Below are 21,321 nucleotides of genomic sequence, written 5' to 3' on the forward strand. Positions count from 1 at the left end.
AAAAAAGGGATTAAGCCAAGGCTTAATCCCTTTTTTATTATTTTCTGTAACCCACTTAAGCGGCAGTAACAACAATAGTGTTATCACTACTGCTAGGTTCAAGACTGCTAGGCTCTACACAACTAGCCTCAATATGTCGGGGCTTTATCGATTCTCTCGCCACTTTTACCCGAGTACGATTGTTATTATCGCGGCTCTGACGAATAAGCGCATCACCACTTATGCTCGATGTCAGATCTGCAGCCTCACGGTGGGATTTGGCCAATCTGTCGTATAACAGCACATTGACCGAAGCCGCAAGATTCATACACCCGACCGTAGGCACATACACTACGGCATCGGCTTTATCGATAATCTCTTGACCAATGGTGCCATCTTCAGGACCAAACACATAAAAGGCTTTCGCGGGATGGACAAAATCCGGTAGCGGCGTCGCGCCCACCACCAAATCGACACAGATAAGCTGAGTGTCCGCCGGAATCGCGGCTAACAATGAAGTGACGCCCGTGAGCGGAATGCGCTCGCCAGCATCTTTAGTATCAACATGGTATTGCACTGCGCCTGAACGCGCGGCTAACTCGTAGCGCCTGCCAGTGTAAAATACGCCATCGACGCCATAGCAACCCGATGCGCGCATAATGCCACCGACGTTAACGGGCGTTTTAGGATTCACTAAACCGATAAATACCGCGCTAGCATCGAGCGTTTGCTCACAGGCTAATTCAGCACTCGGCATTTCTACACTCGTTACTTCGGTATTAGTCACGTGCTCGTTGTCAGTCATCGGCTGGGAGCTAGGCAACATCCAATTCGCCTATAATCTTTGCCTGCAGCTGTGCCCATGCCTGTTCAACCAAGGCATAATCGGCATCGTTTAATTCTTGGCGCGCGAGTGCTAGACAGTCGGTCATTTTTAGCATTAAAGCATCAAGATCCGTTTCACCCTGCGCTTCCAATTGGGACAACACTACGGCCACATGGCCCTGTAAGTAGCCACAGGCAAACAAAGCATCGTCATCACCATGGCTAACAACGCTGGCGATCCACTGTTCTAATGCGTCTTCGTAATGCTCTAACATGGGTCTAACTCTCCATTAATACTGGATTGGCCGACACATCTGCTGCGACCAATAAATCTGGATTGGCCACCTGATACATGACGTAATCATGGTAGCCCGTCGTCACTTTATAATAGCCGCCAAGCTCGCTATCTAATTTAGGGTCGCCACTATCCACAATTAGTGGTCGTCCATCAAGTGCTTTTAGCTTAGTTTTTGTGGCAAGGATAATAATATTGTCTTTTCCGATGCGCCGAATGAGCTCGGGCGACAATTGTTGATTACCGCGCCCTAAGATATGGCCTTGACCGCCAATCAGAGTGATCACCAACTTAGTCGGCTTATCTTGGGTCAGTTCGAGTAATTTGTTCGCGGTTAAGTCACTGCCGACTAAACTTTTATTTTGAATAAGATCAACACCGAGCAGGGTATTATCGAGGCCTAACTCTTCCATCACAAAGGCAACCGTACTGCCAGAGCCCATGATATACAGCTCATCTTCCATTTGATTGATCACATCGGCGGCGATATCGGCCAGCACGAGTTCATCGACTTCCTTGCCGCCCATCTTCACCGCTTGCACATAACGCGGCTCGGCGGGCACTAAGAGCTCGCCAAATCGTTTAGCGCGCACTGTGCCTTGGCGAAAAGCCACTTCGTCAATATCCATCACATCGGCGGACATCAAACTGACAAGTTCGCCATCGAGTAACATCTTGACCACCATGCCAGACGCATGGGGCGTAATACCGTAAACGCCGGAATGAATTTTCACCCCAGCAGGCACGCCGAGCACAGGGAGTTTGTCATCGATAGTGGCTTGTTCAAAGACGGAGTAAACATCGCGGGCCGTACCATCGCCACCGGCAAAAAGCAGTAAATCCAGCGGTTCATCCAGCAGCGCACGCACAACGGCCTGCGTATCCAGCGCCTGAGTTTTATCCGGAGTTTGATACACCACTCGCGTGGTAAAACCGAGTGTTTTAGCGGCGTCTTCACCCATGATGCCTGAAGCAGTAATGACTTCAATGTCATCACTATAATCACGGATAACCTCAAGGGCCTGCATCATGCGCAATGCGGCTTTAGGTTCGGCGCCTAATGCAAGCGCCTCTTGCGCAACGCCATCGCTGCCCTTAAGGCCAACACTGCCACCTAAGCCAGCTAATGGATTGATAACTAACCCTAAACGAAACCGAATCACCCTTTACCTCACTTAACGCAATATTTTGATTTTTTTATATTTTTATCTTAATGGATATGACTAGGCCGTATGGGCTGCAACACTCGGTTTATCCTTAGGGATAAAGAATACCGCCAGCATAGCGGCAAAGGCGCATACTGCGGCAAATACCCAAGACCAAACCGCCCCACTACCATCGCCCCAAATATAGCCGCAAATCCAAGTACCGAGCGCGCCGCCAACCCCAAAACTTAAACTGGCGTATAGGGCTTGACCTTGGCTTCTGTGACTCGCATCGAAATGTTTATGCACAAATTGAATCGATGCAGCATGGGTTAAGCCAAAGGTAAAGGCATGTAATAATTGGCTAAAGCCAAGCCACAACACGCTATCTACCCCAAAGGCAACCAATAACCAACGCAAGCAAGTCATGCCGATACTGACAATCAATAGGGTGTTTACACCATAGCGACCGAGTAAACGCGGCGCGAACATAAACATCACGATTTCGGCCATAGCGCCAAGGGCGACAAATATGCCCGCCGAGGATTCGGAGTAACCCGCTTGCTTCAAATATAAAACGAAGAAGCCGTAGAAAGGTCCCGCGCTCATTTGCAGCAACATGGCCGAGACTAAGAACCAAATAATCGCCCGATTCCATTGCAATGGCGGCCGCACTTGGCTGGTGTCGCGCACTAAACGATTTGCTGGTAGTGGCAACGCACAGGCTAACATGCCGATAAATAATGACAAACCGATATAAGGCAACACCTCAGTGCCCCACTGACCAATGGCAAAGCCCGCACCGACAACAAGACAGATATAACCGACACTGCCCCAACTGCGAATTTGACCATAGCGGCTGGCATTCTCGCCTAAGGTTTCTAAGGTGATCACTTCAAGCTGGGCGAGGATCGCATTCCAAAAGAAGGTATAGAGGGCCAGACTCAGCGCCATATACACAAAACCACCATGGTAGAAGAAACTCAAATACGCCAGCGCGGCGGCTCCCGCGCCCATTTTGATCAGCTCGGCGCGCATCCCCGTTCGGTCGGCCACTTTAGCCCACACATTCGGCGCAACGATGCGCGTCGCCATCAGGATGGCGAGTAAAAAGCCAATTTCTTGAGGATTAAAACCGCGATTTTCGAAGAAGACCCCAAGATAAGGAACCATAGTGCCGAGAATAGAAAAAAAGAAAAAATAGCAGGCACAAAGCCAGCGCAATTGCCGGCTTGTGCTAGAAGAAGTTGACATTAACGCATTCCATTTATCTCATGCCACTCATTGTATCGTTATCGCATACCAGCTATTTCATGCGCCTATCTCATACCCCTATCTCATTCCGAGAACGGGCGTGTGACTACGCACATCCTGATTTTGCGCTCTGTGTCTTAATAAGTGATCCATCAACACAATGGCAAGCATAGCTTCGGCAATCGGTACCGCGCGGATCCCAACACAGGGATCGTGACGACCTTTAGTGACCACTTCAGCCATTTCACCCTGTGCCGTCATACTTTGACCTGGCACGCTGATGCTGGAGGTGGGTTTTAACGCAATATGGGCAATAATCGGCTGACCCGACGAAATCCCACCGAGTACACCGCCCGCATGGTTAGATTCAAAGCCTTGCGGCGACATTAAGTCACGCCCTTCGGAGCCCTTTTGCGTCACGACACCAAAACCATCACCAATCTCAACACCTTTGACGGCATTAATACCCAGCAGCGCGTGGGCGATATCGGCATCGAGTCTATCAAATACTGGCTCACCTAAACCCACTGGCACACCTGTCGCGATAACGGAGATTTTAGCGCCAATTGAGTCACCGGATTTTTTCAGCTCACGCATGTATTCATCGAGCGCTTCCAGCTTGCTAGCATCGGGGAAGAAAAAGGCATTTTGCTCGATTTGGTCAAGATCAATAGTCTGCGCACAAATAGGACCCAGCTGCGACATATAGCCGTAGATCTCGATACCGTGAACTTGCTTTAAATACTTTTTAGCCACAGCACCCGCCGCAACCCGCATCGCAGTTTCACGGGCTGAAGAGCGGCCACCACCGCGGTAGTCACGCATACCGTACTTTTGCTGGTAGGTATAATCGGCGTGCCCAGGGCGAAATAAATCTTTGATATTAGAGTAATCTTGACTGCGTTGATCGGTATTTTCAATCAAGAGTCCAATCGAGGTGCCCGTGGTTTTACCTTCGAAGACGCCGGATAAAATCCGCACTTCATCGGGCTCACGGCGTGCCGTGGTATATCGGGATGTCCCTGGGCGACGGCGGTCAAGATCGTGCTGCATATCGGCTTCGGTTAATTCAAGCCCAGGAGGGCAACCATCAATAATGCAACCCAGTGCAACACCGTGACTCTCACCAAACGTCGTCACTACAAAATTTTGACCAATACTGTTTCCAGACATCCGCTTTGTACACCTTAGGTTATTTGTTCATCGCTCCGCGCCCAGCGAGTACTGGACAATTTATTTTCCCGCTGCAAGCCTAACTGGCAGCGGGAAAAGTCTCAACCTAATTTGCTATCTTAGGCTATTGTGCGTCGCGATAAATACCAAATACCGACTGATTTTCAACCAGTTGATCGCGGGTCAATACGAATACGCCATCGCCACCATTTTCAAAGTTAATCCAAGTGAATGGCACTTCTGGGAACTGCTCAATCAAATGCACCATAGAATTACCGACTTCGACAACGAGCAAACCCGTTGGCGTGAGGTATTGCGCGGCATTGGCGAGTATACGTTTGGTTAAATCTAACCCGTCGCGACCTGAGGCTAAACCAATGGCAGGCTCATGGTGATATTCATCAGGCATGTCGCCAATGTCTTCAGCATCCACATAAGGTGGGTTTGAAACAATCAAATCATACTGAGGCCCTTCTGGGATGGCCGAAAACAGATCCGATTGCATCGGGAAAACTCTGTCCATCACACCTAAGGTTTCGATATTGATTTGCGCTACATCTAAGGCATCCTCGCTGATATCCAGCGCATCGACTTCGGCGTCTTCAAATTCATAGGCACAGGCAATCGCGATACAAGCGCTGCCAGTACATAAATCTAAAATACGTGTGACTGGCTTGTTATATAACCAGGGGCTAAAACGGTTAGCGATCATTTCGGCAATCGGTGAACGTGGCACTAACACGCGCTCATCGACGTAAAATTCAAGCCCAGCAAAACGCGCTTTGTTGGTCAAGTAAGGCACAGGTAAGCGTTCTCTCACCCGACGAATGATCAACTCGACAATTTTATGCTTTTCACTGCTGGTCAAGTTACTTAAAATCACTTGCTGACCGATTTCTTCGGGTAAGTGTAAGGCATGGAAAACTAAGGCGATGGCTTCATCCCACGCATTATCAGTACCATGACCATAATACACATTGGCATCGTTAAAACGGCTCACGGCCCAACGTAACATATCGCCAATAGTACGTAATTCTGTCACAGCTTCATCTACAAAGATCTTATCCAAAACGTGCTCCCGCTAGTTTGTTCGCAAACATTGTAACTGAACTCTATTCAGAAACCATAGGATTCAATAGAATACCCGCCATGAATAAAGACGACGACAAAGAAGGCTTGGCGATGTTCTCAGCGCTTATTGATGGAATTAAACCCATCACGCAAAATAAGCGACACTTTCGCATGCCCTTAAAAACCAAACAGGAAATAGAACTGAAAGAGCAGCAACTGCATGCTAACAGTTATTTCTCAGATACTTATCAGCCACTACTGCCTGTACAAGGGCCGATGCGTTGGTTAGAAGAAGGTGTTGACAGTTTAGAGCTCAAGCGCCTCAGACGTGGGGATTACCAGCCAGATTTGCTGCTGGATTTGCACGGCTATCGCCAATTGGAAGCCAAACTTGAGTTAGCGGCACTGATCCAAGCCTGCGTTAAACAGCAAAGCCTGTGCTGCTGCATTATGCATGGTTATGGCAGTGGCATATTGAAACAACAAGTTCCCATGTGGTTAGTGCAGCATCCTATGGTGAAAGCTTTCCATCAAGCACCTAAAGAATGGGGTGGCGATGCGGCGTTATTAGTGCTGATTGATATTGGCGAGCAGCCGCATAGACGTTAGCTCGCTATCGGCTTAGGCTTTAACATTTACTATTTAGCTGAAAACAAACGGCCCATTTAATGTGGGCCGTTTGTTTTGTAAAAGAGGTATAAACCTAGATTAGCTAATACTATGCGGGGCGTGCTGCCACACAATCGATGCTTGCTCGGCATGTTTATCAATGAGTGTAATGCCTGACGTCGCGAATAATGGCGGCTCAACGCCAGCCACTAACTCACTGACTAAATAGCCCAGTAACGGCATGTGAGCAATCACTAGTACTTTATCGGCTTTGTATAATTCAGCATAAGCCACAACCAAGGCGGCTACATTGGCGGGATCGCCAGAAGGCACAAGATCATCGGCGACTAACCACTTACGCGGCTCAGGAAAATGCTGACTCAGTTCCTGCCACGTTTGCTGTGCTCGTAAGTAAGGACTAACTAAAACAAGATCGAAATCAGCCACACTGCGAGCTAGCCAGTTGCTCATCAACACAGTATGGTGCCTTCCAACATCGGTCAGTGTTCTGTCTCTATCAGACTGAGCATTAAATCCGGCGTCACCATGTCTCATCAAAAATAGCTGCATACTTCTCTCGCGACTCAAACTTGTTTTTGTTTTATCCCAATTGTAGCCCTAAAATCCGTTTCAACAAACCTCACAAGACTTAATCTTTAGTCGATAAACACAAGAGATATTTGCTAAAAACCATTAAGACTATCAATATATAACAAGCTATCGTTACCGGAGTGTCTCTTTGCAAGCCTCTCAGTCCATATATAAAAGTCCAAATGATCACCGCCAGTATCGTTATCTTGTATTAGATAATGCGCTCAGGGTGTTATTGGTTGAAGATCAAGATGCCAGCCAAGCTGCCGCATCTATGGCTGTAGGCGTGGGTCATTTTGATGATCCCGCAGATAGACCCGGCATGGCGCACTTTTTAGAGCATATGCTCTTTCTAGGTACTGAGAAATTCCCAGACTCAGGCGAGTATCACGCCTTTATTAATCAGCATGGCGGCAGCAATAACGCTTGGACGGGCACAGAGCACACTAACTTCTTTTTCACCATCAATGAAGAAGTGTTTGCCGACTCCTTAGACAGATTCAGCCAATTTTTTATCGCCCCAAAATTTGATTTAGATTTAGTCGATAGAGAACGCCAAGCTATTGAATCTGAATTTAGTTTAAAACTGAAAGATGATATCCGTCGGACCTATCAAGTACTCAAAGAGACAGTCAACCCACTGCATCCATTTTCGAAATTTTCCGTAGGTAATTTAGTCACCTTAGGCGGAGAACAGGCACAAGTACGTAGTGAATTACTCGATTTCTATCAAAGCCATTACAGCGCCAACTTAATGACCTTGTGCTTAGTCGCTCCGCTTTCCCTTGATGAATTACAAGATTTAGCCTGCCACTATTTTAGTGGGATCCGAAACTTGAACTTAGTGAAAAACTATCCTCAAGTACCACTATTTTCAGAAAAAGAACTGTTGAGGCAAATCGATATTGTGCCGCTTAAGGAGCAAAAACGCTTAAGCATCAGTTTTAATTTCCCTGGAATTGATCACTACTACAAACGTAAGCCTTTGACTTATATCAGCCATATTTTAGGCAATGAGAGTCATGGCAGTCTGTTGTCGTATCTGAAAGAACAAGGATTAGTGAACAACTTGTCTGCGGGCGGCGGTGTAAATGGTTATAACTTCAAGGATTACAGTATCGGTTTACAGTTAACCGATAAAGGGCTAGGCAATCTCGATGAAATTATCAGCTGCTGTTTTGAGTATATTGAACTTATCAAAACCCAAGGCTTAGATGAATGGCGTTATTTGGAGCGTGCAAACCTGCTCAAAATGGCGTTTCGTTATCAAGAGCAAGTTAAATCACTCGATTTAGCCAGCCATCTCAGCATCAATATGCATCACTATGAGGTCGAAGACTTGGTCTTTGGCGATTATCGGATGGATGGGCTGGATATCCCTGAAACCATTGAGCTACTTGAGCTCATGGTGCCACAGAATATGCGTCTGCAGCTTATCGCCCAATCGGTTAAAACGGATCGTAAAGCTAACTGGTATCACACGCCGTACAAAGTCCGCCCAATTGCGCCACAGTCCCTAGCTCGTTGGCAAGTGAACAGTATTCGCCCTGAATTACAACTACCGGCTGCAAATCCTTTTATTGTCGCCGACTCGATTGCCCGTCCGGATAAGAGCGATGTTGACGTGCCAGTGATAGTTGCTGAATCAACTGGATACCGCATTTGGCATAAGAAAGATGATGAGTTTAATGTGCCAAAAGGTCACATGTATTTATCGCTGGATTCAGAGCAGGCAAGTAAAACGCCAAGGCATGCCACCCTCACCCGCTTATATGTTGAAATGCTACTCGATTATCTAACCGAGCCAACCTATCAGGCCGAAGTTGCTGGATTAAGCTATAACATTTATCCGCATCAAGGCGGAATTACACTGCATTTATCGGGCTTTACCGGCAATCAAGAAACGTTATTAGCGCTATTAATCCATAAAGCCAGAGAGCGTAATTTTACCGAAGAGCGCTTTGCCCTCATAAAATCTCAGCTTCTGCGCAGTTGGCAGAATCAAACACAGGCTAAACCGATTTCACAATTATTTACGAGCCTGACTGTTACGCTGCAAAAAAGCAGTTATGAACCAGCACGCATGGCTCAAATGTTGGAAGATATTAGCCTAGAAGATTTACATAACCATGTACGCGCCTTCTACGAAAAGATCTATCTTGAAGGGTTAGTCTACGGGGATTGGTTAGTCTCTGAAGCACAAGCTCTTGGCAAACGTTTAGAGCACATTTTATCTTTAGTTTCGACGCCGAGCGCCGAGTCCACCAGAGAATTAGTGAATTTAACAGGCCAAGGCACGTTACTGAGAGAACTCGCAATAGATCATCAAGATAGCGCAATTATTGTGTATTACCAATCTGCCGTGGCAACACCCGAAAAAATGGCGCTATTTAGCTTACTGAATCACACTATGTCGTCCACCTTCTTCCATGAGCTGCGTACTGAAAAACAGTTGGGCTATATGGTAGGCACAGGTTATCTGCCGCTCAATCGTCATCCTGGACTTATTTTCTATATTCAGTCACCCACAACTGGGCCACTGCATTTATTAGAAGCCATCGACGAGTTTATTGCCGACTTTAATTATGCAGTGATGCAAATCACCAACGAAGAATGGGAAAGTACAAAGGTAGGTCTGATTAATCAAATCATGGAGCACGACGCGAACCTCAAAACTCGCAGTCAACGTTATTGGGTCAGTGTCGGCAATAGAGATTATCAATTTAACCAAAGAGAACTCGTCGTAGACGAAATAACTAAGCTCACCCGCACTGATTTACTCAAATTCATGATGCGTAAAATGCGTACTAAGCACAGCGATCGCTTAGTGTTATTTAGCACAGGTGAACAACACAGAACCCAAGCCGCGCTGATGTCAGACAAAATGATCACGGATCTTAAAGTTTTTAAGCAAACGGCAGAAAAGTTTAATTTCTAAACAAAAACACTTTTGCTCACACATTTGTGAGCAAAGTTAGGTAAACAAACAGAATCGCTACAAATCAGTCCAACTATAGTCGTATCTTTCAGTGTTGGACGTAATCCTGATGTAAAACATGGCTAGCCCATGTTCTACCACTTCAGCACCGAACAATTTTACTGCATCTACATGCTGTTAAAAGGATTTTCTGCAGACTCTACTTTGACAAACCGCTCACTTTCTGGAAAAGTGATGTAACACAATTGTTTCATGGCATCCTCGGATAATAAGAACAAACACTATGCCTAAAGCACTATTGACTTTTTTCCTCTTAATTACTCTCAATTTATTCCAATTTCCCCTTTTAAGCCAAGAACTTATACAAGGGGCTATACCTGTAGAATTAAAAGCTAAGCTTTTCAGTGTGCCTGAAGGGCTATCTCAAAGTACTGTAACATCCATAGCAGAAGATCTTGATGGCTACATTTGGATTGGAACATTAAATGGACTAAATCGATTTGATGGTAGAGAATTCAAAAAATTCTATTCTAATGATGGTTCAGGGCTTGATAGTTCATTTATTCAAAGTGCCATTTTTGATGGAGAAAAACTCTTTATTGGAACAGATAAAGGATTGAATGTTTATTCGCCAGAAAAGGAAAGTTTTGAAAAAATTGAAGACTTAAAAATTGCAGTATGGTCACTAAATATCTCTGATGGAAATATTATTATTGGTGCCGAGAACAAAATAATTGAAATCGACCTCAATACAAATAAAATAATATCCAGCATAGAAAACAAAGACTTTAACAGTGTGAAGCGAGTAATCAAAATTGGAAGTGAATATCTTTTAAAAAACCATGACGGAACAGTATTTTTTTACTTTGAAAACACGTCAAAAAAGATAATTGAAAATGCAATAGACATAAGCCAAATAGACGACAACTATTTCATATTTACAAATACATCCATTTATAAATTTGACGAAAAGAATAGAAGCGCAAGTAAAATTTCATCCGTTGAAATTGATAACATTTCAATTTCTGAAAAACAAATCATTTTCATAAAAGATGATTCCATTTACAGCCTCAATAGAAAGACCTTTAAGAAATCCATAATCGGAAGTATATCTAGAACAGACTCAACACAGAAACCACATTTATTATCACAGGGTAAGAACTATATATTCATAGCCAAAGTTAACATGGGAATTTCATTAATAGATAACAATGAAAATATAGTTTCCCTAATAAACGACTCAAAAACAAATGTTTGGAATATAACATCAGAAAACAATGAAGAACTAACCACTTCGATAAACAAAAACAACATTTCAATTATTAATACTCTTAGGAAAAATAAAAAAACAATTACAACCAATATTGAAAACATAACAAATGCAATTTCGATAAAAGATGGTGTTTTTTTTGGAGGTTTAAATGGATTATACTACACCCAGAATAATGATGTTAAACCCATAAAAGTCAGTGACGATGAAATCGTCGCAATGTCAAACATTAAAAACAACAAAATTTTATTTGGAACTAGTAATTTCGAAATAAAAGAGATTGACATTGAAAGTAAAAAAGTTACGCCAAAGTTAGTCCTAAATAAAAAATTACCCATTTTTGAAATAAAAATAATCTCTAATGAAAAATATATTGTCGCCACACAAGCTGGATTGATTGAAATAGGTTATGGGATTGAAAGAACAGTATATGACAGTGGTATTGTTTACAGTATTGCACACAAAGACGATATAACATATTTCGGTACAAAGTCAGCAATTTACTCTTATAATCATAAGAATAATTCAGTGACACTTCTTGTCAATAGCAAAAACCCTATTTACTCTTTATCGATTAATAGTAACAATGAAATAGCAGCATCATCGATCCAAGAGTTACTTGTAAAAATAGGCGATAAAATCTATACTTTAAATACCGACTTTGGTGCGCAAGATGAATATAACACACAAAGTGCAGTCGCTATTGATAACTACTTTTATTTTGGTGGAATAAATGGCATCAGCCAACTAAATACTGAAAAACTAAAAGAATATATAAAAGGAGATAAAATAGAAACGGTTATTAGCGACCTTTATATATTTAATGAAATACAAAAAATTGGAGAAGGAAAATTTAAGAAATCAATTTCAAAATCTTCAAGTATAGAGTTAAAATATTCTGATTATCCTTTTACATTAAGATTTAATTCACCTAAATCTGGCAGTATAAATATTGATTACTTTTATCAATTGGAGGGTTTGTCAAATGATTGGATCGCTGATAAAGGAAATAACTCAGCAACATATACTAATTTATCACCAGGAGAATACTCATTTAATGTATATGGGGTAAATCCTATCACAAATGAACCAGGGCCCACTCATAGCTTAAAAATAGAAATAACGCCTCCTTGGTGGCTATCTGGCTATGCTAAATCATTTTATTTTATCGCATTAATACTTGCGACATTTATATGTATCAAGGTTCTCTTGAAAAAAAGAGAAGTGCAACGCCAAATAGCGCTCAGCGAAGAAAGATTAAAACTTTCCCTTTGGGGAAGTGGTGATGAAATGTGGGACTGGGACATAGAAACTGGCAACATTTTTCGCTCAAATATTTGGGGAGCACTTGAATTTCCCCGTGATGGACATCGTTCAGGTAAATCGGATGAAGAAAGTAATATACATCCTATGGATCAAGAACGTGTCCGTGAAGCGCTTAATAAGCATTTTTATGGTGAAACAGATCATTTTGAAGCCGCATATAGGGTAAAAGGCAAAGACGACAATTGGGTATGGATTTTAGACCGCGCCAAGATTGTAGAGCGGGATGACAAAGATAATGCCCTGCGAATGACTGGAACGATTAAAAATATTAGTCAATTTAAACAAAAAGAAGAGCAGCTAAAACTCTTTGAAAAAGCGATTGAAAATATCTCGGAAGGCATGTTTATCCTCGACAACGAATACCGTTTTGTCGAAGTCAACGAAGCTTGCTGTAAAATTTCATTACGTAACCGAACTGATTTTATTGGCAACTTACTCACATTTGATTTATATCCAGAAACCTTCTCCACCCAAATCAGAACTATGTTAAAACAGCAAGGTCGCTGGGCAAATGAAGTCGAAGCCGCCAGAGGAGATAACAGTCACTTCCATATGGAGCTCACTATCGATGCTATCTATGATGAGTTAGGCGAATTGTCACACTATGTTGGTGTTTTTTCTGATATATCAAGACGTAAGCAGCAAGAAGAAGAGCTTAGAAAATTAACCAATAACGATCTCTTAACCGGACTACCTAATCGCTCCAACTTACAAGTGACCTTAAATAACCTAGTGAATCGAGAAATAGCTCATGCTCTTATGGTGCTTGATCTTGATAATTTTAAACGTATTAATGATTCCCTAGGCCATCAAATTGGGGATACGTTATTAAAGCTCGTTGCTACCCGCATTAAGTCCTTACTTCCTAAAAATACCAGTATTTATCGTCTAGGCGGAGATGAATTCGCCATTGTATTAGACAAAGGTTCAGATATAAACGCCAGTGCAGCAATAGCTAACCGTATTATTGAGGGATTAAAACCTGCATTTGACGTTAGCAATGAACAGCTAGTCCTAGGGTTAAGTATTGGCATAGTGCTATTCCCAGAAGATGAGCAAAGCGAGCAAGCATTACTGAGAAAGGCTGACATTGCTATGTACCATGCTAAGTCAGCAGGAGGTAATTGCTACCAGTTTTATTCTGAGTCTTTAAACCAACATGCAATTAGGCAATTAGAAGTAGAAAATCTTATCCGTGAAGGTTTAAAAGATGATCTATTTGAAGTTTATTATCAACCTAAGGTTGATCTTAAAAGCGGTAAAATTGCAGGTATGGAGGCTTTAGTCAGATTAAATCATCCAATACATGGTTTAATTCCCCCCAATGATTTTATTCCGCTTGCTGAAGAAAACGGCTTAATTGTTGAAATTGGTGAAATCGTCTTACGCAAAGCCTGTTTCGCAGCACAGAAATGGCGTGAACAAGGCATATTCAGCGGCAGAGTCGCCGTCAATTTATCGTCACGTCAATTTGCTCTACCCGATATTCAACAACGAATAGAGTCAATTTTAAGACTCACCAAACTACCCGCATGTCATCTTGAATTAGAAATAACTGAGGGCACCGTCATTAAACAGCCGGAAACGGCGATTATCGTCATGCAGCAACTTGCTAAAATGGGCGTTAGTTTGGCACTAGATGATTTCGGCACTGGATACTCGTCCCTTTCATACTTAAAACGTTTCCCGATTCATACTTTAAAAATTGATAAAGCTTTTGTTGACGATATTGATAAGTCTGATCGCGATCTCAAAATGGTCGATTCTATTATCACTATCGCCCATAACATGGGGCTTTCTGTTGTGGGAGAAGGGGTAGAACAAGCAGCACAATTGAACATTTTACGGGCACTCAACTGTGAAGAAATTCAAGGCTATATTTTTAGTAAGGCCATAAAGGAGAGCGAATTTACCCTGCTACTTAAAGAAGACATGATAAAGCCAAACACAAAAAGCAACATTACATAATCAATCCACTCTCAATTTGATTGCGATTTACAACATTGGCACAACAAGTGCAATAGCACTATCAGTGTCAATAATAAATCAATATCAACTACCCTGAGAGAGAATTAGAATGATTAAAGGAATCCTAGTAACAGTTACTTTATTATCTTCAATTTATTTAGCTGCAAATAGCGTTTCGCTTGAAGGTGCTCCTAATGTTAAATTCAAGCCAYTCGAAGTTGCGGGCGCTCCTAATGTTAAATTCAAGCCACTCGAAGTTGCGGGCGCTCCTAATGTTAAATTCAAGCCACTCGAAGTTGCGGGCGCTCCTAATGTTAAATTCAAATTATTTGAAATCGCATAACGAAATTAAGTAAAAGGAGAGTGACTATGTTAAATTCAATCAAAAAAGCACTCGGTTTATCCAAGCCAGCGCGTAAAAAAGTTAAGTTGCCTGAAGGCTTGAATCACCTTGAAGTGATTTCTGCAAAAGGTTGGTGGAACTAATTTAAGTTCTGTAGACATGAGTCTAACTCATGTACAGTGATAGTTAATTAAGTTAGCGCAGCTTAGAAACAATAAAGGGAGCATTGACTCCCTTTAGTCTTAAGTGAATATAAAAGTACTAAATAGTCATGTAGTCATGTAGTCATGGAAGTTACCTAACAAATTAATAAATTAGCTATTTAATATCCCTTCCTCACTACAACGGATTTTCCTCAAGGCTAAATGGCGGTGTGTCGTAAAGAGTGGATAAGCCAGAGGCCCGAGCACAAAACCCAGCAGCACCCAATGCTTAACAGTAAGACCTGCGGTAAATGCAGCCAAGCCAAAGTACCAAGCCGAGATTAATGCGATAAAGATAACCAGCAAAACCACAAACCACCTCTTTGAAAACAACTAAATAAATCATAAATGTAGAGAAATTAATTCCTCATTAAAATGCGGATGCTACTCGCGTAGTCTTGGTGATTGATGCGCATGTTAAATACGTCGTTTTAACGGCAGGATAAAAAGTTCTCCGCATTATGCATAAACGAGCAATACTCATTCCTCGCTGCGCTCTCAGTACAGAACACGTAATACCGAACTCTCGATAAAGGGCTCGGATTATACAAGATCCACATCCCCAACATGAACATTTTTTAGGCAAAAACATGCCTTATGGCAATAAAAAAAGCGGCAATAATCTGCCGCTTTTTTGTTCAATTTTGATTAACTAAGACCTAGATTAACGATGACTTAGATTCACTGAAACTTAGAAGAAACGCGCGTTTTCTTGAGCCATGGTTTTTAAGCGCTCACAAGGTTCGAATCTGTTACCGAATTGACTTTGATAACCTTCAAGGATCTTCACTAAGTTCGCGGCGCCTAAAGAGTCAATATAATGGAATGGGCCACCGAGGAATGGCGGGAAGCCAATACCAAAAATGGCGCCAATATCGCCATCTCTTGGCGATGCGATAATACCATCATCTAAACAACGCACCGCTTCATTGAGCATTTGTACGACACAACGCTCAGCAACCGCTTTTGCGTCTTTATTGGTGCCAGGCTTAATGCCTAACACGCCATAAACACTCTCATCGACGACTTTCGCTTTCTTGCTAGAGTCTTTTTGGCCGTATTGATAAAATCCTTTGCCATTTTTGCGGCCTTTACGATCGTCACCTAAAAGCTTGTCAAATGCGGCTGGCGCTTTAAAACGTTCACCCAATTCTTTTTCAAGGATCGGTGAAATTTTTGCGCCCACGTCGATACCCACTTCGTCGAGCAAAGTAATCGGTCCCACAGGGAAGCCAAATTTCACTAAAGCTTTATCCAAATGCTCAACACTTTGGCCTTCAAGTAGTAATTGCGCGGCCTCATTCATATACAGAGCCAGAATACGGTTCACGTAGAAACCCGCACCATCCTGCACCACTATCGGTGTTTTACCTTGCTTACGGGCAAATGCGACAGTAGTCGCAATGGTTTCTGGTGACGTTTTAGCATGGGCAATCACTTCCACCAGCGGCATTTTTTCCACTGGCGAGAAATAATGCAGACCAATCACGTTCTCGGGACGCGTTGCCGCCTCAGCGATTTGGCTAATTGGCAAAGATGAGGTGTTTGACGCAAAAATAGTGTGCTCACCACACTCACGCTCAATGTCTTTCACCATTTGATGCTTAAGTGCTAAATCTTCAAATACCGCTTCCACAACGATATCGGCATCGTTAACGCCTTTATACTCAGTGGTTGTCGTCATCAGCGCCATTAAGTTGTCACGGGCAGCAGGCGTCATATGGCGGCGCTTTACCCCTTTATCCAACAACTTATAAGCGTAGGCTAATGCATTGCTTAAACCTTTTTCACTGATGTCTTTGACGCGAACAGGGATTTTAGCCTTAGTGGTCGTCACAGAGGCGATGCCTCCGCCCATTAAACCGCCACCTAAGATCACCGCTTTCTTCACTTTACGCGGCGTAGCACCCTCAGCGCCGGTTTCTTTCTTCATTTCTGTGGTAGCAAAGAAAATACTGCGCAGCGCTGCAGATTCTTTTGATACCACTAATTCGGCAAAGTGACTCGCTTCGACTTCTAGCCCTTTTTGCATCCCCTTCGCAATCCCTTGACGCACGCAGTCAATGATCTTGGCTGGTGCTGGATAATTACCTTGGGTTTTCTTTTCGACTTGTTTAGTCGCTTGATCGAAAATAATGTTACGGCCAAAGCTCGTGCCTTCAAGCACTTGATTAACGAGTGACTTTTTAACAGGTTTCGGTGCACGTTTACCAGCAAGCGCCATCTCAACTGCGGTTTGCAGCAAAATGGTCTGCGGTACAACATCATTCACTAAGCCCATTTTCAAGGCTTGTTTAGGACGGATTTGTTTACCGGTCAACATCATGTCTAAGGCGGTGGTAATACCGACTAAACGAGGCAAACGTTGAGTCCCACCGCCGCCAGGTAATAAGCCAAGTTGAACTTCCGGTACGCCGAGCATGGTTTTACCATCGTCGCTACATACCCTTTGATGGCAGGCTAAGGCTAACTCTAAACCACCACCTAAACAGGCACCATGGATTGCCGCCACTACAGGAATTTTTAAGGCTTCTAACTCATTAAAAACCACATGCCCTTGCTGGGATAAGGCTTTGGCATCGGCCGCCGTTTTACAGGCATCGAGCATGGAAATGTCCGCGCCCGCGACGAAAGAATCTTTCTTGCCCGAGATCAGCACGAGTCCACGAATATGAGGATCGCTTTTAATCTCAGCCAGAATCTCACTGATTTCAGGGCCAAACTGTGCTTTTAGGGTGTTCATGGTTTCGCCAGGAACATCCATAGTCAAAATGGCAATGCCGTCGTCGCGGCGGGTTAAATTAAAGGTCTTTTCCATGCCGATTACTCCACTTCCACTATCATAGCCACACCCAAACCACCGGCCGCACAAGCCGTCGTTAAGCCAGTTCCACCACCACGGCGCTTAAGCTCACGACACACTTGGGTGATTAAACGGGTTCCCGTTGCCGCAAAAGGATGACCATAAGCGAGCGAGCCGCCGAGCACGTTAAACTTGCTCATGTCGATTTCGCCAATCGGGCGGTTGCGGCCGAGTTTTTCTTCGGCAAATTTTTTCGAAGCAAACATCTGCATATTCGCTAATGTCTGCGCCGCAAAGGCTTCGTGCATTTCAATCAGAGTAAGATCTTCTAATTCCATTCCAGCACGTTTTAACGCCAGTGGCGTCGCGTAGGATGGCCCCATCAGCATATCTTGCCACACATCAATGGCGCTAAAGGCGTAACTCTTAATGTAACCAATCGGTTGATAACCTAAGGCTTTGGCTCGACCTTCACTCATCAGGATAATCGCTGAGGCACCGTCCGTCAGTGGCGTACTATTGGCCGCCGTCACAGTACCGTGTTGTTTGTCGAATGCAGGGCGCAACTTAGCATATGACTCCAATACTGAGTTTTCGCGGATATTGTTATCGCGATCGATAAACTGCTTATACGGCGGTATATGCGCGACCATAACTTCGTCACGCAAATGGCCCGAAGCCCAAGTTTCGCTCGCTAAGGTATGTGAGCGGTGCGCTAAGGCATCTTGATCGGCACGGCTAATATTGTAGGTTTTTGCCATCTGCTCGGCGGTTTGTCCCATAGACAAGCCCGTTGAGTACTCTGCCACCGCAGGCGGCACAGGTAATAAATCCTTTAAACCTAAACGGCGGAAAATTTGTAACTTTTGCCCAAAGCTACGGGCTTTATTCAGATCGACTAACGCATGGGCTAATTTTTTCGATACACCGATAGGTAATACAGAGGAAGAGTCGGCGCCGCCCGCAATACCGATTTCGATATTACCCGTCATGATAGATTCAGCCACGTTTACGGCAGATTGAAAGCTAGTTGCACAGGCGCGAGTGACACTATAGGCATCGGTCGACACATTCATGCCAGTACCGAGTACGATTTCACGGGCAATGTTAGGTGCAGCCGGCATTTGCACGACTTGTCCATACACTAATTGCTCAATCAGCTTAGGATCGAGTTCAGAGCGCGCCAATAATTCATTGACCACCATTTTGCCCATATCGAGCGCCGATACACCGTGGAATGCCGTGGCTTGCTTTGCAAAGGGCGTTCTTAAACCCGCTACAATGGCGATACGTTCACCCTTGGCGTTCGTAACCTGTTGTCTATCACTCATTTGTCACCCTCTTTATGTGCGCAATCGCTGAGAGATTTCAGGCGGCGCTAGCTATTTCCGTGTTTGACCCATTGTTTTACGGCGAAAAACGCCCAATAACAGGTCTGACCATTAAAGTGTGATCTGATTCTAACTTCTTGTCAGCAAGTTTTAAACACCTGTTTGTTTTTTTAACACTAGCCAAACCCTAAGGGAATTCTTTACCATAGCTGTTGTCTATAGCCCACACACGTATTTTCAACATAATAAAACGAGTAGCATCATGCCTTTGAGTCGCTTCCACGCATTACGCACTTACCTAAATAAGGTTGTTTTAGGGCAGCCAGTATTGACCGAAAATCTGCTCATTGCCTTAATTGCCAATGGCCACTTATTAGTTGAAGGACCACCGGGGCTGGCCAAGACCCGTGCGGTGAAAGCCTTATGTGACGGGGTTGAGGGCGATTTCCACCGCATTCAATTTACCCCAGATCTACTGCCCGCCGACTTAACTGGTACAGATATCTATCGCTCGCAAACTGGCACCTTCGAATTTGAAGCCGGACCGATTTTCCACAATTTAATCTTGGCGGACGAAATTAACCGTGCCCCAGCCAAAGTTCAGTCAGCCTTATTAGAAGCCATGGCCGAAGGCCAAGTCACAGTTGGTAAGCACAGCTATAAGCTACCGCCGCTGTTTTTAGTGATGGCCACCCAAAATCCATTAGAGAACGAAGGCACGTATCCGCTGCCCGAAGCACAGCTTGACCGTTTTCTGATGCACTTAAACCTTGATTACCCAAGCGGTGAGACTGAAATCGAAATTCTGCGTCAATCCCGCAAAGAAGCACTGACCCACGAATTGCCAACCACTGAGCCGATTGCTCAGGCGGATGTGTTTGCCGCCCGTGACGAAGCCATGGAAATCTATCTTGCCGAGCCGCTCGAAAAGTACATAGTCGAAATCGTGATGGCGACCCGTGAGCCTTTACGTTACAGCGAAGACTTAGCTAAGTGGCTTGAGTACGGCGTCAGCCCGCGCGCAACCATTTCATTAGAACGCTGCGCCCGCGCCCGTGCTTGGCTGCACGAGCGAGACTTTGTTTCACCGGAAGACATTCAAGCCGTCGCGCCAAATGTATTACGCCATAGACTCCTACTCAGCTACCAAGCACAGGCCGAAGGTGTCAGCCGCGATCACGTGATCAACCACATCTTAAGTCAAGTTGCAGTACCTTAACGGTGAAGATAAAGGTGAAATAAGATGAGTGACACAGCGCGACTCTCAGCCTCGGTCGATGGCTTGCCGCTTTTTGCCGATGGCTTGCATTTAACCGAGCAAGAGCTGCTGGCGTGCCAAAATATCGCCCGAGCTATGCCTGAGCGTTATAGCCGTGCCCGCGCTAATTTAGCGGGCCATCGCAGCAGCTTAATCAAAGGCCGCGGTATGGAGTTTGCCGAGGTGCGCCACTACCAACAGGGCGACGATGTGCGCACCATTGATTGGCGCGTTACCGCTCGTACGGGCACAACTCACACTAAGTTATTTGTCGAAGAACGTGAGCGCCCTATTTTATTGTTAATCGACTTGAGCCAAAGCCTCTATTTTGGTTCGAGTTTATTGCTGCAATCGGTGCAAGCAGGACACCTTGCGACCACCTTAGGTTGGAATGCGATTAACCATGGCGATCGGCTCGGCGCCTTGATCGCCTGCGAATCTGAGCATTTAGAGCTCAAACCCCGCAGCCGTCGTCAGGGCATATTGCAATTGATCTCAGGCCTGCGCCGTGTGCACGAAAATCAGCTCAATCATGTTGGCAGTGGCCAGCGCGATCCTGACCATATCCTGCGTGCCTGTCAGCGATTACAACGTATCGCCAAACCCGGCTCCTTAGTTTGGATAGTGACAGATGGCAGCCATTTTAGTCCCCAATGTATCGCGCCTCTCACCGAGCTTAAGCGTCATTGCGATGTGGGTGCCTATCTTATTACCGATCCTCTGCGTCAAGGTACACTGCCGTTACCGCACAACTTTAATTTGCCGGTACAGGATGGGGATGAGGACTTAGTGCTTACCCGCCACAGTTATCAGGCTTGGCTCGACATTCAGTTGCGTCAGCAAAAGGACTTTATCGCCATGATGCAGCAACTGCGCGTACGCACCCAGCTCATAGATGCGGGTGCTCCCCTAGCCCACCAATTGGAATTATTGCGTTAA

The 21,321-nt window shown here is 44.4% G+C and carries 16 protein-coding genes; 6 read left to right on the forward strand and 10 right to left on the reverse strand.

Annotated features, from left to right (window positions below):
- Positions 1-55 precede the first annotated feature (55 nt).
- The 6 genes from L5M49_RS11645 to prmB form a co-directional block, all read right to left on the reverse strand.
- Positions 56-805, reverse strand: a complete 750-nt coding sequence (locus tag L5M49_RS11645; RefSeq protein WP_263266120.1) for an RNA methyltransferase — start codon at positions 803-805, stop codon at positions 56-58.
- Positions 795-1,079 carry a YfcL family protein gene (locus L5M49_RS11650; RefSeq protein WP_011788898.1) on the reverse strand — a complete coding sequence of 95 codons (285 nt, stop codon included), beginning with the start codon at positions 1,077-1,079 and terminating at the stop codon, positions 795-797. Before L5M49_RS11650 ends, L5M49_RS11645 begins: the two co-directional genes overlap by 11 nt.
- Before the next feature lie 4 nt (positions 1,080-1,083).
- Positions 1,084-2,262 carry an ATP-NAD kinase family protein gene (locus tag L5M49_RS11655; RefSeq protein ID WP_113940714.1) on the reverse strand — a complete coding sequence of 393 codons (1,179 nt, stop codon included), beginning with the start codon at positions 2,260-2,262 and terminating at the stop codon, positions 1,084-1,086.
- A gap of 60 nt (positions 2,263-2,322) precedes the next feature.
- Positions 2,323-3,498: an MFS transporter gene (locus L5M49_RS11660; RefSeq protein WP_105252091.1), complete on the reverse strand. Its 1,176-nt coding sequence runs from the start codon at positions 3,496-3,498 to the stop codon at positions 2,323-2,325.
- A gap of 78 nt (positions 3,499-3,576) precedes the next feature.
- Positions 3,577-4,671, reverse strand: coding sequence for a chorismate synthase (gene aroC, locus L5M49_RS11665; RefSeq protein WP_263254711.1), 1,095 nt, complete (start codon positions 4,669-4,671; stop codon positions 3,577-3,579).
- Between the two features lie 124 nt (positions 4,672-4,795).
- Positions 4,796-5,740, reverse strand: a complete 945-nt coding sequence (prmB, locus tag L5M49_RS11670; protein WP_011788895.1) for a 50S ribosomal protein L3 N(5)-glutamine methyltransferase — start codon at positions 5,738-5,740, stop codon at positions 4,796-4,798.
- A gap of 80 nt (positions 5,741-5,820) precedes the next feature.
- Here prmB and smrB point away from each other — a divergent pair, with 80 nt between their 5' ends.
- Entirely contained in the window at positions 5,821-6,351 is a 531-nt protein-coding gene (smrB, locus tag L5M49_RS11675) for an endonuclease SmrB (RefSeq protein ID WP_263266121.1), read from the forward strand.
- A 99-nt stretch (positions 6,352-6,450) separates the two neighbouring features.
- Here smrB and sixA read toward each other — a convergent pair whose 3' ends face one another.
- Positions 6,451-6,921, reverse strand: coding sequence for a phosphohistidine phosphatase SixA (gene sixA, locus L5M49_RS11680; protein WP_028761045.1), 471 nt, complete (start codon positions 6,919-6,921; stop codon positions 6,451-6,453).
- A gap of 169 nt (positions 6,922-7,090) precedes the next feature.
- Here sixA and L5M49_RS11685 point away from each other — a divergent pair, with 169 nt between their 5' ends.
- The 3 genes from L5M49_RS11685 to L5M49_RS11695 all read left to right on the forward strand — a co-directional run bounded on the left by L5M49_RS11685 (position 7,091) and on the right by L5M49_RS11695 (position 14,787).
- Positions 7,091-9,880 (forward strand): insulinase family protein, encoded by a 2,790-nt coding sequence (locus L5M49_RS11685; RefSeq protein WP_263266122.1) that lies wholly within the window; start codon positions 7,091-7,093, stop codon positions 9,878-9,880.
- 283 nt (positions 9,881-10,163) lie between these two features.
- On the forward strand, positions 10,164-14,444 hold the full coding sequence (locus tag L5M49_RS11690) for an EAL domain-containing protein (RefSeq protein ID WP_263266123.1): 4,281 nt from the start codon (positions 10,164-10,166) through the stop codon (positions 14,442-14,444).
- Positions 14,445-14,553: 109 nt separating this feature from the next.
- Positions 14,554-14,787 carry a hypothetical protein gene (locus L5M49_RS11695; protein WP_317630124.1) on the forward strand — a complete coding sequence of 78 codons (234 nt, stop codon included), beginning with the start codon at positions 14,554-14,556 and terminating at the stop codon, positions 14,785-14,787.
- Between the two features lie 314 nt (positions 14,788-15,101).
- Here the strand turns inward: L5M49_RS11695 and L5M49_RS11700 are convergent, their stop codons facing one another.
- The 3 genes from L5M49_RS11700 to fadI form a co-directional block, all read right to left on the reverse strand.
- A complete protein-coding gene (locus tag L5M49_RS11700) occupies positions 15,102-15,302 on the reverse strand; it encodes a hypothetical protein (RefSeq protein WP_263254714.1) in 201 nt (66 codons plus the stop codon).
- 379 nt (positions 15,303-15,681) lie between these two features.
- Positions 15,682-17,808 carry a fatty acid oxidation complex subunit alpha FadJ gene (gene fadJ, locus L5M49_RS11705; protein ID WP_263266124.1) on the reverse strand — a complete coding sequence of 709 codons (2,127 nt, stop codon included), beginning with the start codon at positions 17,806-17,808 and terminating at the stop codon, positions 15,682-15,684.
- A 5-nt stretch (positions 17,809-17,813) separates the two neighbouring features.
- Positions 17,814-19,124, reverse strand: coding sequence for an acetyl-CoA C-acyltransferase FadI (gene fadI / locus L5M49_RS11710; RefSeq protein WP_263184863.1), 1,311 nt, complete (start codon positions 19,122-19,124; stop codon positions 17,814-17,816).
- 262 nt (positions 19,125-19,386) lie between these two features.
- Between fadI and L5M49_RS11715 the strand changes: the two genes are divergently transcribed.
- Both L5M49_RS11715 and L5M49_RS11720 read left to right on the forward strand, forming a co-directional pair.
- Positions 19,387-20,343: an AAA family ATPase gene (locus L5M49_RS11715; protein ID WP_028761051.1), complete on the forward strand. Its 957-nt coding sequence runs from the start codon at positions 19,387-19,389 to the stop codon at positions 20,341-20,343.
- Between the two features lie 24 nt (positions 20,344-20,367).
- Positions 20,368-21,321: a DUF58 domain-containing protein gene (locus L5M49_RS11720; RefSeq protein WP_263266125.1), complete on the forward strand. Its 954-nt coding sequence runs from the start codon at positions 20,368-20,370 to the stop codon at positions 21,319-21,321.

It is taken from the genome of Shewanella sp. SM74, assembly GCF_025653725.1.
In the GTDB taxonomy this organism is placed as follows: Bacteria; Pseudomonadota; Gammaproteobacteria; order Enterobacterales; family Shewanellaceae; genus Shewanella; species Shewanella oncorhynchi.